Below are 14,957 nucleotides of genomic sequence, written 5' to 3'. Positions count from 1 at the left end.
ATAGCCCGACTCAGCCAGAAACAACCACCCGAAGTGACCCCGCTGTTGCCTTGAACCGTCCGCACGAGTGATGCGTCATATCCCAGTGAGGGCAGCTGCCGCGAAATCCCTGCGGAATCTGGCCCGTGGGGCAACACTTGAACCGCACCGACCGATACGGGGAGCGGCATGAACACCGCATCGCACCGCAGCACATCACTCACCACATCGCAGCGAAAGAACCCTTCCATGTGCCAGCACCAGCCACCGTGCCCGTCAGCCGACTCTCCCGACCGGGAGGCCGCCCATGTGGTGGCGTACCACCCGGAGCAGGGCTGGAGCCTGCTGTGCAACGGCGTTCTGCTCTTCGAGGACACCGGTGAGCTGCTGCCGGACGGGCGGGTCATCAGCCCGCGCCGGCCGCTGGCCACAGGGCAGGTGACGACCGCCGCCTGACGGGGCGGCACCAGGGCAGACGCCCGGCGGTGGAACTCCCCACCGCGCACCACCGGCAAAAGCCAGGGGCCGGCCCGGCGCATCGCCGAACCGGCCCCACGTACGAACCCGTCAGGCGTCGTACTCCTCCAGCGGCGGGCACGAGCAGACCAGGTTGCGGTCACCGAAGGCGCCGTCGATGCGCCGCACCGGCGGCCAGTACTTGTCCGCCGCCGACACCCCGGCCGGGAAGACCGCCGTCTCGCGCGGGTACGAGTGCTCCCACTCCCCGGCGACCGCGGCCGCCGTGTGCGGAGCGTTGCGCAGCGGGTTGTCCTCGGCCGGCCACTCGCCGGAGCCCACCTTCTCGATCTCGGCCCGGATCTCGATCATCGCCTCGCAGAAGCGGTCCAGCTCAGCGAGGTCCTCGCTCTCCGTCGGCTCGATCATCAGCGTCCCCGCCACCGGGAACGACATCGTCGGCGCGTGGAAGCCGTAGTCGATCAGCCGCTTGGCCACGTCGTCCACTGTCACGCCGGTCGCCTTGGTGAGCGGCCGCAGGTCCACGATGCACTCGTGCGCGACCAGGCCGCCGGGGCCGGTGTAGAGCACCGGGTAGTGCGGCTCGAGGCGCTTGGCGATGTAGTTGGCGCTGAGCACTGCGACCTGGGTGGCCCTGCGCAGGCCCTCGGCGCCCATCAGCCGGACGTATGCCCAGGAGATGGGCAGGATGCCCGCGGAGCCCCACGGAGCGGCCGAGATCGGGCCCACGCCCGTTTCCGGGCCGGCGGCCGGCTGCAGCGGGTGGTTCGGCAGATACGGCGCGAGGTGCGCGCGCACGCCGACCGGGCCAACGCCCGGGCCGCCGCCGCCGTGCGGGACGCAGAAGGTCTTGTGCAGGTTCAGGTGCGAGACGTCGCCGCCGAACCGGCCCGGCTTGGCCAGCCCGACCAGTGCGTTGAGGTTCGCTCCGTCCACGTACACCTGGCCGCCGGCGTCGTGCACGGCCGCGCAGATGTCGGCGACGTGCTCCTCGAACACGCCGTGCGTGGACGGGTAGGTGATCATGAGCACGGCCAGCTCGTCGCGGTACTGCTCGATCTTGGCGCGCAGGTCCGCCACGTCCACCTCGCCGTCGTCGGCCGTCTTGACCACGACGACCTTCATGCCGGCCATGACAGCGCTGGCCGCGTTGGTGCCGTGCGCAGAGGACGGGATCAGGCAGATGGTGCGCTGCTCGTCGCCGTTGGCCCGGTGGTAGGCGCGTACGGCCAGCAGACCGGCCAGCTCGCCCTGGGAACCGGCGTTGGGCTGGATGGAGACCTTGTCGTACCCGGTGAGCTCGGCCAGGCGCTCCTCGAGCTCGCGGATGAGGGTCAGATAGCCCTCGGCCTGCTCCACCGGCGCGAAGGGGTGCAGCGCCCCGAACTCGGGCCAGGTGACCGGCTCCATCTCGGTGGTCGCATTGAGCTTCATTGTGCAGGAGCCCAGCGGGATCATGCCGCGGTCCAGCGCGTAGTCCCGGTCGGCCAGCTTGCGCAGGTAGCGCAGCATCGCGGTCTCGGAGCGGTGCTGGTGGAAGACCGGGTGGGTGAGGTAGTCGTCGCTGCGCAGCAGGGCGGCGGGCAGCGCTTCGCCGGTGGTGGCGCCCAGTGCCTCCACATCGGCCTCCACCCCGAAGGCGCCCCACACGGCGGTGAGCTGGACCCGCCCGGTCGTCTCGTCACAGCTGATGCCGACCTGGTCGCTGTCGATGAGCCGCAGGTTGACGCCGGCCACACGGGCGGCGGCCACGACATCGGCGGCGCGGCCCGGAACACGGGCGACGACGGTGTCGAAGTACGTCTCGTGGACGACCTCGACGCCACCGGCCCGCAGCCCCTCGGCGAGGATCGTGGCGTAGCGGTGGGTGCGCTGGGCGATGGTCTTGAGGCCCTCCGGGCCGTGGTAGACGGCGTACATGCCGGCCATCACGGCGAGCAGCACCTGAGCGGTGCAGATGTTGCTGGTGGCCTTCTCCCGGCGGATGTGCTGCTCGCGGGTCTGCAGGGCCAGGCGGTAGGCCTTGTTGCCGTCCGCGTCCACGGAGACGCCGACCAGCCGCCCGGGCAGGTTGCGCGCGTAGGTGTCCCGTACGGCCATGTAGCCGGCGTGCGGGCCGCCGAAGCCCATCGGCACGCCGAAGCGCTGGGTGGTGCCGACCGCGATGTCCGCGCCCAGTTCCCCGGGGGAGGTCAGCAGGGTCAGGGCCAGCAGGTCGGCGGCGACGGTGACGACCGCGCCCAGCCCGTGCGCCTGCTCGATGACCGGCCGCAGGTCGCGGACCTGGCCGGAGGCTCCGGGGTACTGCAGCAGGACACCGGAGACCCCGCGCTCGGCGGCCTCGGCCGGGATGCCGTCGGACAGATCGGCGACGACCACCTCAACGCCGGTCGGCTCCGCCCGGGTCTGGATGACGGCGATGGTCTGCGGGAGGCAGTCGGCGTCGATGAGGAAGACACCGTTTTTGACCTTGCCGACTCGGCGGGACAGGGCCATGGCCTCGGCGGCGGCGGTGCCCTCGTCGAGAAGCGAGGCGCCCGAGGTGGGCAGGCCGGTGAGGTCGGCGACCATGGTCTGGAAGTTGAGCAGCGCCTCGAGGCGGCCCTGCGAGATCTCCGGCTGGTACGGGGTGTATGCCGTGTACCAGGCCGGGTTCTCCATGATGTTGCGGAGAATTACCGGCGGGGTGAAGGTGCCGTGGTAGCCGAGCCCGATCATCGGGGCCAGCACCTGGTTGCGGTCTGCGAGCTGTCGCAGCTCGGCGAGTACGTCCGCCTCGCTGCGCGCGCCGGGCAGGCCCAGCGCTTCGGTGCTCTTGATGATGTCCGGCACGGCGGCAGCGGTGAGCTCGTCGAGCGAGCCGTAGCCCACCTGAGCGAGCATCTTCGCCTGGGCCTCGGTGTCGGGCCCGATGTGGCGTTGCTCGAAGGGGGTGCCACGCTCCAGACCGGAGAGTGGAATGCGATTGGCGGTCATCTGCAGAGGCCTCCTGGTCGACGCGACCTGCGAGGGGCACCCTGGCGCGGGTACCCGGACGGCCTCCCCCTCTGTCATCTCAACCTGAGAGCTTCACCGGGCCGCCGAGGCGTTCCGGCTTTCACCGTCGGTGAGGAGGGGTCCGTCCGGCATGTTGCCCGTCCGACGCCCGCCCTGCTTTCCAGAGTGACCTCGTCCGTGCGGTACGGGTGCCTGAGAGATTCCGGGGAGGATTTGCTCCTTCGGCGCCCCCGGCTTCGCTGTCGGAGGACTCTCCCGCACGGGGTCTACAGCCGCTTGCCAGCCTACCAGCGGGCCCTCTCCCCTGATCGCTCAAGTGGCCGAGCTGCGTGTTGTGCCTTTTCGTAGTTCTCACAGAGGATTTGCGACCTGTTGGAGGGACCGTGCAGACCGATATCGATCCGCGGAGCCTGATCGGCCGCAAGGCGTACGACATCGACGGCGCGAAGATCGGCACGGTGGACGAGGTCTACCTGGACGACGCGACCGGCCGGCCGGAATGGGCGGCGGTGCGCACCGGCTTCTTCGGGCGGGACGCCTTCGTGCCGCTGGAGCCCAGCGAGGTCATCGACGACACGCTGCGCGTTCCGTATCGCCGCTCCCTCATCAAGGACGCCCCGGACTTCGGCGTGGGCCGCCATCTGTCCCCCGAACAGGAGCTGCAGCTCTACCACCACTACGGGCTGGACGTCTCCGGATCGCGCGAGGAGCCGCCCGAGGACCAGGACTTCGGCAAGATCGCCGGCGAGGACACCTGAGGCACCAGCGGCAACGGATCGGCGGGCTCCAGTGCCGGGTCGTCAACGGCGAAGGTGCGCACCCGGCCGGGCTCCGACCCCGGCTCCTCGAAGCGCACGGTGACCCTGCCGAGGCCGCTTCCCTGCACCCAACCCGGGCCGTACTCCGTATGGCGTACGTCCAGCCCCGGCAGCCATCGGCGGACGACGGGCTCAGCCTCCGCCTGCCGCTCCCCCGCCTCAACTGCGGTGTGCGGCCCGCCGCCCGCCGGCGGCGCCGCTTCCGCTTGCGCCTCCGCCTCCGCCCGCTCGCTCGCCGCCTGCGCGAACAGGTCTTCCTGGGTGAAGTCGGCAAGACCGCTCACACCTACGCCCAGCAGCCGTACGCCGCCCGTGGTGTCCACGGACTCCAGCAGCCGCCCCGCGGCCTCCCGGATCACGGTGGGGTCGTCGGTGGGCCCGCGCAGCGTCTCGGAGCGCGTCAGCGTGGAGAAGTCGAAGCGCCGTACCTTCAGCACGACCGTGCGCCCTGAGCGGCCGGCGGAGCGCAGCCGCTGGACGCAGCGGTCGGCCAGCCGCTCAACCTCCGTCCGCACCCTCGCCCTGTCGTGCAGGTCGACGTCGAAGGTGTCCTCCACGGAGACGGATTTGGCGTCCCGGTCGGCGACCACCGGCCGGTCGTCCTGGCCGCACGCCATGGTGTACAGCGAGGCGCCATGGGCCTTGCCCAGCAGCCGGACCAGTTCGTCCTCTCCGGCCTCCGCCATCTCCCCGACGGTCGTGATGCCGGCCCTGCGCAGATGCTCGGCCGTCGCCGGTCCGACGCCGGGCAGGGTACGGACCGGCAGGGGGGCGAGAAGCTCACGCTCGGTGCCCGGCGGGATAAGGACCAGCCCGTCGGGCTTGGCCTGCTCGGATGCGATCTTGGCCAGCATCTTGGAGCCGGCCAGCCCGACCGATCCGGTGAGCCCGGTGGTGGCCCGGATGTCGTGACGCAGCCGCTCCCCCACCTCGCGGGCCCCGGCCGGCGTGGTCACTGCCCCGCCCGCCTCCAGATCGACGAACGCCTCGTCCAGGCTCAGCGGCTCCACGAGCGGGGACAGAGCGTGCAGAAGTTCCATGACCTGGTCGCTGACCTGGCGGTAGAGCGTGAAGCGTGGGGTGAGGAAAGCGGCGTTGGGGCACAGCCGCCGGGCCTGCGCCATCGCCATGGCCGAGTGAACCCCGAAGACGCGGGCCTCGTACGACGCCGTGGCGACCACGCCCCGCGGGCCCAGTCCGCCGACGATGACCGGCTTGCGGCGCAGACTGGGTTTCGCCGCCTGTTCCACGGCGGCGTAGAACGCATCCATGTCCAGATGCAGGATCGTCGGCGCGCCTCTCACAGGTCCGATGCTGCCGCACCGCACTGACATTCGCCCTGGGGCGGAGGTAAGGATCCACTGGAGCGCCGCGGGCGTCAGACCGCGCGGTTGCGCCGCCGCGCCAGCTCATCCGCGGGGTTGTGCCCGACCAGGGTTTCCCCGGTGTCCACCCGCTCCCCGTGGAGCTGCGACAGCGCCGCCTCGACGTCCCGCCACACCACCCCGACGGCGATCCCGAAGATGCCCTGACCGCCTTGGAGGAGGCTGACGACCTCGTCCGGGGAGGAACATTCGTACACCGTCGCGCCGTCGCTCATCAGCGTCATCTGACCCAGGTCGGCCCGCTCACGGGTGCGCAGGTGCTGGACGGCGGTGCGGATGTTCTGCAGGGAGACACCGGTGTCGAGGAAGCGCTTGACAATCTTCAGGACGACGACGTCGCGGAAGCTGTACAGGCGCTGCGTCCCGGAGCCGTACGCGGGGCGGACGCTTGGCTCGACGAGGCCGGTGCGCGCCCAGTAGTCCAGCTGGCGGTAGGTGATTCCGGCCGCCGCGCAGGCGGTGGGGCCGCGATAGCCAATCAGTTCGGACCGCTCGCTGGGCGGCCCGGCGGATGCCGCGGCAGCGTTCCCGGTGATGGGGTCGGCCGTACCCCCATGCAGCGGAATGGGGCGGCCTGCCGCCGTACCGTCGCCGGTGCTTCCCACGCCGACCTCCGTCCTTGACCTGCCTTCTCGACGGTAGGCAGTCACCCCGGGTGCGTCAACGATCGCCACACTCGCCACGCCGAGTGATAATCACCCTAAGGGTGGTTTTCCGTGTCCCACCGGGGGGAACAGCTAGCCGAATGGCCTGGTGGCGTCTGTCGAGCGCCCCAGGCCACGCCTCACTGGCTGCTGCTGCCGAAGTCCTCAGGCGAGATCTGGTCAAGGAACTCGCGGAACTTCTCCACCTCGTCCTCTTGCTCGTCCGGGATGGCGATGCCCGCGTCGTCCAGCACACCGTCGCTGCCGTAGATCGGCGTACCGGTGCGCAGTGCCAGCGCTATGGCGTCTGACGGCCTGGCACTGACCTCGACACCGCTGGCGAAGACCAGCTCCGCGTAGAAGACCCCTTCCCGCAGATCCGTGATGCGGACCTCCGTCAGCCGCTGACCGACCGCGTCGAGCACGTCCTTGAAAAGGTCATGCGTGAGCGGCCGAGCGGGGGCCATGCCCTGCTGGGCGAACGCAATGGCGGTGGCTTCCCCCGGCCCGATCCAGATGGGGAGGTAGCGGTCGCCTCCCACTTCGCGCAAGAGCACGATTGGCTGGTTGGACGGCATTTCCACCCGGACACCCACGACGTCGAGCTCGTTCACACAGCAACCCTAGGACGAGCCCGGCCGGTTTGGGTAGTCGGGAGCCCCTGAGGTCAGTGCAGGCGCGTCCGCAGAGCCGCCTGCACCAGGGCTGCGTGCAGCCGTACGGAGAGCGTGGCCAGCTCCCGGGCAGTGGATTCCGCGTGGTTGCGTGTCTGCGGGTTGCGGTGCCGCCGCAGCGGGGCAACCACCTGTTCGACCAGGCCGGCCTCCCGGTCGGCGGCAGCCTTCATGGCCCGCAGATGCCGCGGCTCCAGCCCGAACCGGCCCACATCGGCGACCAGCTTGGCGATGGCGACCGACTCGGCGTCGTACGATCCGTCCTCACCCGGAGCAATCAGGCCGTACGACTCCCACTCCTCGAGCTCCTTGTCGCCGACCTCCGCCGCGGCCAGCAGCTCGGCGCGGCCCACGCGGGCAGTCGTGGGGGCAGGCCCGGCGTCCGGCTCCAGCGCGGCGTCCAGCGGATCGCGGGGCCGCGCTGGGGCGGGGAGATGCACCTGCTCACCCCGGGACAGGGCGTCCAGGTGCTCTCGGATGACTTTGAGCGGGAGGTAGTGGTCCCGCTGCATACGCAGAACGTAGGCGAGCCGCTCGGCATCCTCCGGGCTGAACTTCCGGTACCCCGAGGGAGTGCGCCGCGGCTCGACCAGGCCTTCCGCTTCGAGGAAGCGGATCTTGGAAATAGTGACCTCGGGAAACTCCTCGCGCAGCCGCGCGAGGACCACGCCGATGCTCATCAGCTTCCCACCCGCGGAGGCGGTGCCAGAACTGGCACCGCCCGACGGTGTCTGCCGCATGGCGCTTCCCTCGTGGCCTTGATCGCCGGCTGTCAGACGGCCCGCTGGCTCGCGTAGAAGACCAGCCGGTACTTGCCGATCTGGACCTCGTCCCCGTTCGACAGCACGAAGGAGTCGATCCGCTCCCGGTTGACGTACGTACCGTTCAGGCTGCCGACGTCGGCGACGGTGAAGCGGCCGTCCGCTCCGCGCCGGAACTCCACATGACGGCGCGAGACGGTCACGTCGTCGAGGAAGATGTCGCTCTGCGGGTGGCGACCGGCCGTGGTCAGGTCGCCGTCCAGCAGGAAGCGGCTGCCGGAGTTGGGGCCGCGGCGCACGACCAGCAGGGCGGAGCCGAGCGGCAGTGCGTCAACGGCGGCCTGCGCCTCGGGGGACAGCGGGGGCACGGGCTGGCCGCTGGCCTCCGCCTCGTAGGCCTCGATACCCGAGATCGAGATCGTCGAGGTCGTCTCCGAAGCACGCTCGGACGGCGCACCGGCGGCGGCCAGCGGCGCTCCGCAGTGCGAGCAGAACCGGCTGTCCTCGGCGTTGCGGTGTCCGCACCTCGTGCACACAGGCAAGGCAGACCCTCCACCCGTACTTGAGGCCGATGGGTCCTCGAAACCTATGCGGCCGGGACCCGCAGGGTCAACAGAAGACGCGCCGTGGCCACCTGAAATGCCTCCGCCGGCGCCCGCGACCTCATCGCGGAACAGCGGACGCCCCTCCTGCCCGGCACCTTCCTCCGCACCGCGCCCGGCGCGGTGGCGGGCCGTGCCGCCGCCGTCTTCGCGGGCGCTCTTACCAAACAACTTTGCAAACAACTTCACGGGCGATTCCCCTTGACCGAAACAGACCCGCCCGTGGGGCAGGAACCCTCGATGCTCACTCCGGCCTACCGGACACCCTCACAACGTCCGTGACCGTCAGACAGTTTCCACCACGCACTGTTTTGTGGTGCGCCGACCCCCCGCAAGCTCATGCCCCGAACACCGGGGCGACATGCCGACTCACGTCATCGAGATGACGACCGAGCGTAGTCAGGCCGCTTCGGCGATCGCAAGGCATCCACGACGATCTTCTGCGACCCGGCAATGGACACCGTGGCCTGCTCCTTCTCGAAGGACTGCACCACTCCGCCGGGGATGTTGAGCGCAGGTTCGAGATCTTGGGGGTTGCCGATGACCTTGATGCGGTACGGCTGCCGTACGGCACGCCCGTCGATCCGTACGCCGCCCGCGGCGTCGGAGAAGTACGTCCCGGACACCACCCGCACATCGTTGATCTGAATCGCCTCCGCGCCGGCGGCACGCAGCTCCTGGATCGCGTCGAGCAGCATGTCCGCCTGGACCGCGCCCTGCGGATCGCGGACCGTCAGCATGATCCCCGGCCCCTCGGCCGCGGTCGTGCCCGCCAGCACCCCGAGCTGCTGCGCCTTCTGCTCGGTCTGCTTGCGGGCCTCCTCGGCCTGGTCCGAGCTGTTCTCCAGCTCCGCGCGCTGGTTCTGCAGGCGCTGCTTCTCGTCCTCCAGGCGGTGCGTACGGTCGTCGAGCTCGTCGAGGATCCGTACGAGGTCCTCCTGGCGGGCGCCGCGCAGCGGGCTGCTCTCGCTGGTGGAGCGCACCTGGATGGTGATGCCGAGTCCGAGGACGAACAGCAGGAGGGCGACGATGAGTTGGTCACGCGTGATGCGCGGCGGCCACAGCCCCCTCACCAGCCGCTGGCGGCCGGTCACTGCCGGGGGCGCGGGAGCCTCCGGCTGCGGGGCTGGAGGCCTCGGGGCGGCAGGCTTCGACTCCGCGGCAGGCCGAGGCGCCCCAGGTCGAGGCGCTGCGGAGCGGGGGGCCGCGGGTCCAGGACCTGCGGGTCGGGCAGCCGCCGGTCCGGGACCTGGGGGTCGCGGGCCTGCGGATCGAGGCTCCGCGGGTCGGGGCGCCGCGGGTCCAGGGCCCCCGGGTCGGGCAGCCGCCGGTCCGGGACCTGGGGGTCGCGGGCCTGCGGATCGAGGCTCCGCGGGTCGGGGCGCCGCGGGTCCGGGACCTGCGGGTCGGGGGCCCGCAGGCCCTGAGACTCCGGGCCTGGGCGGCAGAGGCCTGGGGCGTACGGGCCCAGGGGGCATCTGCCTGGGGGGTACCGGGTTGCGGCCCGCTGGGCGCCCAAGCGCCGGAGCCTGCTGTTCGGGCGCCTCGCGCAGCCTCGGCATCTCCCGGGGCTGCCGAGGAGCGGGAGCCCCCGGCTCCTTGGCCGTATCCGGCTTCCGCGGCGCGTCGGACTGAGGCACCTCCTCAGAGGTGCGCGCCTCTTCAGGTTTGCGCGCATCGTCAGAGTCGCACATATCGTCGGACTCGTGCGCATCATCAGGCTTGCGCGTTTCGTCGGGCGTGCGCCCATGGTCAGACTTGTGAGCCTTGTCCTCCAACCCCGCCTTGTCCGCGGCCTCTTCTGCCGTCGGCGTCTCAGGTTGTGCCGTCGGCGTCTCGGAGTGCTTGGGCTCCTCCGTCTCCGCGTCGGCACCCGGCGAGGACTGCAGGGTCTTCGGGGTCTCCTCGTTGCTCATCGGCCTCACGCCCGGAAGACGTGCCGACGGATGGCGGCCGCGTTCGAGAAGATACGGATGCCGAGCACAACCACCACGCCGGTGGACAACTGCGCGCCAACCCCCAACTTGTCGCCGAGGAAGACGATCAGCGCGGCCACCACCACGTTGGACAGGAAGGACACGACGAAGACCTTGTCGTCGAAGATCCCGTCCAGCATGGCCCGCAGGCCTCCGAACACGGCGTCCAGCGCCGCCACCACGGCGATCGGCAAATAGGGCTCCACTACCGCCGGCACCTCGGGCCGGACCAGCAGTCCGACCACCACTCCCACGATGAGGCCCAGTACGGCGATCACGATGTGCCTTTCCCTGTCTCGGTCGCGCTCTTGTGCGCGGCACCGGGTACCGCGTTACGTACGATCAAGCTCGGCGCAGCAGGCAGCCGGACCTCGTTCTGCGTGGAGATGCTCGCGCGGATGCCGTAGTTCTCCTGCAGCACATGCAGGTACTGCCCGTCGGTGCCGTCCTGGAACGCGGTGCTCAGCCGCTGTCCCGCCCCCACCGCGAGCACCGTGTACGGCGGCACCAGCGGCTTGTTGTCGACCAGTATGGCGTCCCCTGCCGCCCTGATCGCCGAGAGTGCCGTCAAGCGCTGCCCGTTGATCGCGACGGCCTCAGCTCCGGCCTCCCACAGCCCGTTGACGATCCGCTGCATATCTCGGTCACGGACCCGTCCGGTGTCGGAGAAGCCGCTGTTCTCCCGCGGCCCGCCGCCGTGGTCGGCCTCCTTGGCATCGTCGACGATCAGCTGCACCCCGGGCCCGTGCACCGGGGTCGCCCCCGCGAGCAGGCTCACCAACTCGTCCTGGTCGCCCTGACGATCCAGGGCCTGGCGCTGCCGTGCCCCGACGTCATCGCGCAGTTTGTCCACACTTTTTTGAAGTTTGTCCGCTTCGGAGGTGCCGGTCTCAATGCGGTCGATCAGCTCCTGCCGCTCCTTGGCGACGACCGGGGCCGATATCTGCGCCTGCGCGGCGCCCACCGTCACCACGGCGGCGGCGAGCACCAGCCCTAGAGCCAGGCCGAGTTTGGCGCGCAGGGGCTTCGGCAGCCCGGAGGTTCCCTCCGCACCGCGCCGCGCCGCCGCCTCTGCGTAGCCGTCGTCCAGGCTGTGGTCCATCACATTGGTCAGCAGCGACATGGACGCATCAGGACGCGGAGGCGAGGCCGTACTCCGAACGGGGTGCTGCTGCGACATGCCGCACATCGTTGCACGTCACCTCGGTCACCGCCGAACGGCCCCACCGGCACGCCGCTGTGGGGGTACCGCCAAGGCGGTACCCCCACAGTCAGATCGGCAGAAGTCCGGCAAAAGGCACTGCAGCCGGACTCGGCTGGAGCTCAGCAAGGACGTCAGCGACCAGCGCTGTCGACCACCGCTGCCCACTCGTCGAGCAACTCCAAGGCGGAGTCGTCGTCCGGCCCCTCGGCCCACAGGTGGGTGACCGCCTCGGCGGGATCCGGCAGCACCATCACCCACCGGCCGTCGGACTCAACGATCCGTACGCCGTCGGTCGTATCGACGAACCGGTCACCGGCTTCCTCGACCACCCTGCGCATGACCATTCCCTTGACGGCCCACGGGGTGGCGAGATCACGCCGCTGGACGTGAGCACGCGGGATACGAGCATCGATCTGACTGAGCGTCAGCTGAGTACGGGCCACCAGGCCGAGGAGCCGTACGAACGCGGCGGCGCCGTCGAAGACGCTGCTGAACTCCGGAATGATGAAGCCTCCCCGCCCGTCCCCGCCAAAGATCGTCGTCTCCTCCCGGCAGACCCGGGTGAGGTCATCCGGCGACGTGGTCGTCCACTCCACCTGCGTGCCGTGATACGCGGCCACCTGCTCGGCGATGCGCGTGGTGGTCACCGGAAGCGCGACCCGGCCGCTGCGCCGCTCGGCCGCGACGAGGTCGAGCATGACCAGCAGGGCCCGGTCGTCCTCGATGATGCGACCTCGCTCGTCCACCAGGGAGATGCGTTCGCCCACGGGGTCGAAGCGCACACCGAAAGCGGCACGGGCCGAGGAGACGATCTCGCCGAGCCGTACGAGCCCCGAGCGCCGGGTGTCCTCGGTCTCCGTCGGACGCGTCTCGTCGAGACCCGGGTTGATCGTGAGGGACTCCACGCTGAGCTTGCCGAGGAGGCTGGGCAGAACAAGGCCCGCGCTGCCGTTGGAGGCGTCCACGACGACCTTGAGTCCCGCCTCGGCGACGCCTGTGGTGTCGATGGCGCGGAGCAGGGACCCGGTGTAGGAGTCGAAGACGCTGGCGGGGAAGATCAAGTCGCCGATCTCACCCGGGAAGGCGCGCCGGTACTCCTGACGAGCGTAGACCCGGTCGAGTTTGCGCTGGCCGGCCTGGGAGAGGTCCGCTCCGCCTTCATCGAAGAACATGATGTCGACGGAGTCGGGGACTCCGGGCGTGGTACGGACCATGATCCCGCCGGCGCTGCCGCGGGCGGTCTGCTGCCGGGCGACGGGCAGCGGCACGTTCTCCACGTCGCGTACGTCGATCGCACTCGCCTGGAGAGCCGAGATGACCGCCCGCTTGAGCGCACGCGCACCACGTGAGTGGTCGCGGGCAGTGGTGACGGTGGAACCCTTCTTCAGCGTGGTGGCGTACGCCCCGGCCAGCCGTACGGCGAGCTCCGGGGTGATCTCCACGTTGAGGATGCCGGAGACGCCGCGGGCTCCGAAGAGATGGGCCTGTCCGCGGGATTCCCAAATCACGGAGGTATTGACGAATGCGCCCGCCTCGATGGTTTTGAAGGGGTAGACGCGCACGTTGCCCAAGATGATCGATTCTTCACCGACCAGGCACTCGTCACCGATGACCGCGCCTTCCTCGATACGGGCAGCGCGCATGATGTCGGTGTTCTTGCCGACGACGCAGCCACGCAGGTTGGCCTGCTGGCCGATGTACACGTTGTCGTGGATCACGGCCTTGTGAAGAAAGGCGCCGCTCTTGACGACGACATTCGATCCGATGACGGTGTGCTCGCGGATCTCGGCGCCGGCCTCGACCTTGGCGTAGTCGCCGATATAGAGCGGTCCCCGCAGCACCGCGTCGGTGTGCAGTTCGGCGCCTTCAGCGACCCAGACTCCAGGAGAGATCTCGAATCCGTCGATCTCGACATCGACCTTGCCCTCAAGCACGTCGGCCTGCGCCTTGATGTAGCTCTCATGCGTGCCGACGTCCTCCCAGTAGCCCTCGGCGACATAGCCGTAGATCGGCTTGCCTTCCTTCATCAACTGCGGGAAGACATCGCCGGACCAGTCGACGGAGACATCCGGCTCGACGTAGTCGAAGACCTCCGGCTCCATGACATAAATGCCGGTGTTCACAGTGTCGGAGAAGACCTGACCCCAGGTGGGCTTCTCCAGAAAACGCTCCACCTTACCGTTCTCGTCGACGATGGTGATGCCGAATTCCAGCGGATTGGGAACCCGCGTCAGACACACCGTGACGAGCGCGCCCTTTTCTTTATGGAAATTGATCAGGTTGGTTAGGTCGAAGTCAGTGAGAGCATCGCCGGAAATGACGAGGAAGGTGTCGTCCTTGAGTGCTTCCTCTGCATTTTTGACACTGCCTGCGGTGCCGAGTGGCTTTTCCTCGTTGGCGTAGGTGAGCTCCATGCCGAGTTCTTCGCCGTCACCGAAATAATTCTTGACGAGCGAGGCGAGGAACTGGACGGTCACCACGGTCTCGGTGAGACCATGCCGCTTGAGCAGCCGCAGCACGTGCTCCATGATCGGCCTGTTGACCACAGGCAGGAGCGGTTTGGGCATGCTCGAGGTCATAGGGCGAAGGCGGGTGCCTTCGCCGCCGGCCATCACGACGGCCTTCATGTCGGAAGCGTCCTCCTTGAAGAGACGACGGTCATGCCGACTTGCCCGTCCAGATGGCGCCCAGGTCATCGTTCGGGGCACCCGGCCTGAAGGAGGCTTCCGCATCGGCGAGCTCAGTCGGCCGTAGCGTCCGCCCTGACCAGTCGGCGGACTTGAACCACGTAGAGGATTCCTGCCCACCAATAGAGTGTTGTACCCCATCCTGCGAACGCCCATCCGAAAATTGCAGCGAGCGAGGGAACCAAGCCGGTCCCATCACTCAACAGCAGCAACGGGAAGGCGTACATCAGGTTGAAGGTTGCAGCTTTCCCGAGAAAGTTCACCTGGGGCGGAGGGTAACCGTGCCGACGGAGGACCCCGACCATGATCAGCAGCATGAAGTCGCGCGCCAGCAGTACCGCGGTCAGCCACCAGGGGAGGATGCCGCGCCAGGTCAGGCCGACGAGGGTGGACAGGATGTAGAGGCGGTCGGCGGCCGGGTCGAGGAGGCGGCCCAGGTTGCTGACCTGGTTCCAGCGCCGGGCGAGCTTGCCGTCCAGGTAGTCGCTGACACCGCTCAGCGCAAGAACGAGCAGGGCCCAGCCGTCGCTCTTCGGGCCACCGAACTCCGGCCGCAGAATGAGCCACAGGAAGAGCGGTACGCCGAGCAGCCGGGCCATGCTGAGGATGTTCGGGATGGTGAGGACACGGTCCGTCTGGACGCGCGTCTCCTGGACCTCCACCCGGGGGCCTCCTGCGAGAAACGAGCCAACGATGCTCCCTGACCTTACCCGCAGGCATTGTCAGCCGGTGCGGAGGGTCCGGTGAGACGCG

Annotated in this window: 13 protein-coding genes and 1 riboswitch; of the genes, 2 read left to right on the top strand and 11 right to left on the bottom strand. The window is 69.3% G+C overall.

Features of this window, described 5'->3' with window-relative positions:
• Positions 1 to 228: 228 nt before the first annotated feature.
• Positions 229 to 435 carry a DUF5999 family protein gene (locus tag ACY34J_RS27975; RefSeq protein ID WP_462729427.1) on the top strand — a complete coding sequence of 69 codons (207 nt, stop codon included), beginning with the start codon at positions 229 to 231 and terminating at the stop codon, positions 433 to 435.
• Positions 436 to 546: 111 nt separating this feature from the next.
• Here ACY34J_RS27975 and gcvP read toward each other — a convergent pair whose 3' ends face one another.
• Entirely contained in the window at positions 547 to 3,432 is a 2,886-nt protein-coding gene (gcvP, locus tag ACY34J_RS27970) for an aminomethyl-transferring glycine dehydrogenase (protein ID WP_462729426.1), read from the bottom strand.
• A 191-nt stretch (positions 3,433 to 3,623) separates the two neighbouring features.
• Positions 3,624 to 3,721, bottom strand: a riboswitch (glycine riboswitch).
• A 115-nt stretch (positions 3,722 to 3,836) separates the two neighbouring features.
• Between gcvP and ACY34J_RS27965 the strand changes: the two genes are divergently transcribed.
• Entirely contained in the window at positions 3,837 to 4,211 is a 375-nt protein-coding gene (locus ACY34J_RS27965) for a PRC-barrel domain-containing protein (RefSeq protein WP_462729425.1), read from the top strand.
• Here the strand turns inward: ACY34J_RS27965 and ACY34J_RS27960 are convergent.
• From ACY34J_RS27960 to ACY34J_RS27915, 10 genes are all read right to left on the bottom strand, one after another.
• Complete coding sequence (locus tag ACY34J_RS27960) at positions 4,130 to 5,575, bottom strand: DNA polymerase IV (RefSeq protein WP_462729424.1); 1,446 nt, start codon at positions 5,573 to 5,575, stop codon at positions 4,130 to 4,132. The two genes, ACY34J_RS27965 and ACY34J_RS27960, sit on opposite strands and share 82 nt — an antisense overlap.
• A gap of 74 nt (positions 5,576 to 5,649) precedes the next feature.
• A complete protein-coding gene (locus tag ACY34J_RS27955) occupies positions 5,650 to 6,261 on the bottom strand; it encodes a MerR family transcriptional regulator (RefSeq protein ID WP_462729423.1) in 612 nt (203 codons plus the stop codon).
• Positions 6,262 to 6,440: 179 nt separating this feature from the next.
• Positions 6,441 to 6,914, bottom strand: a complete 474-nt coding sequence (locus ACY34J_RS27950) for a bifunctional nuclease family protein (RefSeq protein WP_462729422.1) — start codon at positions 6,912 to 6,914, stop codon at positions 6,441 to 6,443.
• Positions 6,915 to 6,967: 53 nt separating this feature from the next.
• A complete protein-coding gene (gene ftsR, locus ACY34J_RS27945; RefSeq protein WP_462729421.1) occupies positions 6,968 to 7,714 on the bottom strand; it encodes a transcriptional regulator FtsR in 747 nt (248 codons plus the stop codon).
• A 32-nt stretch (positions 7,715 to 7,746) separates the two neighbouring features.
• A complete protein-coding gene (locus ACY34J_RS27940; RefSeq protein WP_462729429.1) occupies positions 7,747 to 8,271 on the bottom strand; it encodes an FHA domain-containing protein in 525 nt (174 codons plus the stop codon).
• 440 nt (positions 8,272 to 8,711) lie between these two features.
• The gene (locus tag ACY34J_RS27935; protein WP_462729428.1) at positions 8,712 to 9,785 is read right to left on the bottom strand and encodes a DUF881 domain-containing protein; all 1,074 of its coding nucleotides are present in this window, start codon (positions 9,783 to 9,785) and stop codon (positions 8,712 to 8,714) included.
• 473 nt (positions 9,786 to 10,258) lie between these two features.
• Complete coding sequence (locus ACY34J_RS27930) at positions 10,259 to 10,591, bottom strand: small basic family protein (protein WP_040255169.1); 333 nt, start codon at positions 10,589 to 10,591, stop codon at positions 10,259 to 10,261.
• Positions 10,588 to 11,493 carry a DUF881 domain-containing protein gene (locus ACY34J_RS27925; protein ID WP_462729420.1) on the bottom strand — a complete coding sequence of 302 codons (906 nt, stop codon included), beginning with the start codon at positions 11,491 to 11,493 and terminating at the stop codon, positions 10,588 to 10,590. The genes ACY34J_RS27930 and ACY34J_RS27925 overlap by 4 nt, the downstream gene beginning before the upstream one ends.
• Before the next feature lie 155 nt (positions 11,494 to 11,648).
• The gene (locus ACY34J_RS27920) at positions 11,649 to 14,144 is read right to left on the bottom strand and encodes a sugar phosphate nucleotidyltransferase (RefSeq protein ID WP_462729419.1); all 2,496 of its coding nucleotides are present in this window, start codon (positions 14,142 to 14,144) and stop codon (positions 11,649 to 11,651) included.
• A gap of 113 nt (positions 14,145 to 14,257) precedes the next feature.
• Positions 14,258 to 14,866, bottom strand: a complete 609-nt coding sequence (locus ACY34J_RS27915) for a CDP-alcohol phosphatidyltransferase family protein (RefSeq protein WP_462729418.1) — start codon at positions 14,864 to 14,866, stop codon at positions 14,258 to 14,260.
• Positions 14,867 to 14,957: the final 91 nt, after the last annotated feature.

This window comes from Streptomyces sp. HSS9-12 (assembly GCF_054963655.1).
This window is presented reverse-complemented; position numbering and strand designations above follow the sequence as displayed.

Bases quoted from the DNA above. Each gene is read 5' to 3' on its own strand.
- ACY34J_RS27920 (WP_462729419.1), bottom strand. From the start codon at position 14,144: ATGAAGGCCGTCGTGATGGCCGGCGGCGAAGGCACCCGCCTTCGCCCT.
- ACY34J_RS27975 (WP_462729427.1), top strand. From the start codon at position 229: ATGTGCCAGCACCAGCCACCGTGCCCGTCAGCCGACTCTCCCGACCGG.
- gcvP (WP_462729426.1), bottom strand. From the start codon at position 3,432: ATGACCGCCAATCGCATTCCACTCTCCGGTCTGGAGCGTGGCACCCCC.
- ftsR (WP_462729421.1), bottom strand. From the start codon at position 7,714: ATGCGGCAGACACCGTCGGGCGGTGCCAGTTCTGGCACCGCCTCCGCG.
- ACY34J_RS27925 (WP_462729420.1), bottom strand. From the start codon at position 11,493: ATGTCGCAGCAGCACCCCGTTCGGAGTACGGCCTCGCCTCCGCGTCCT.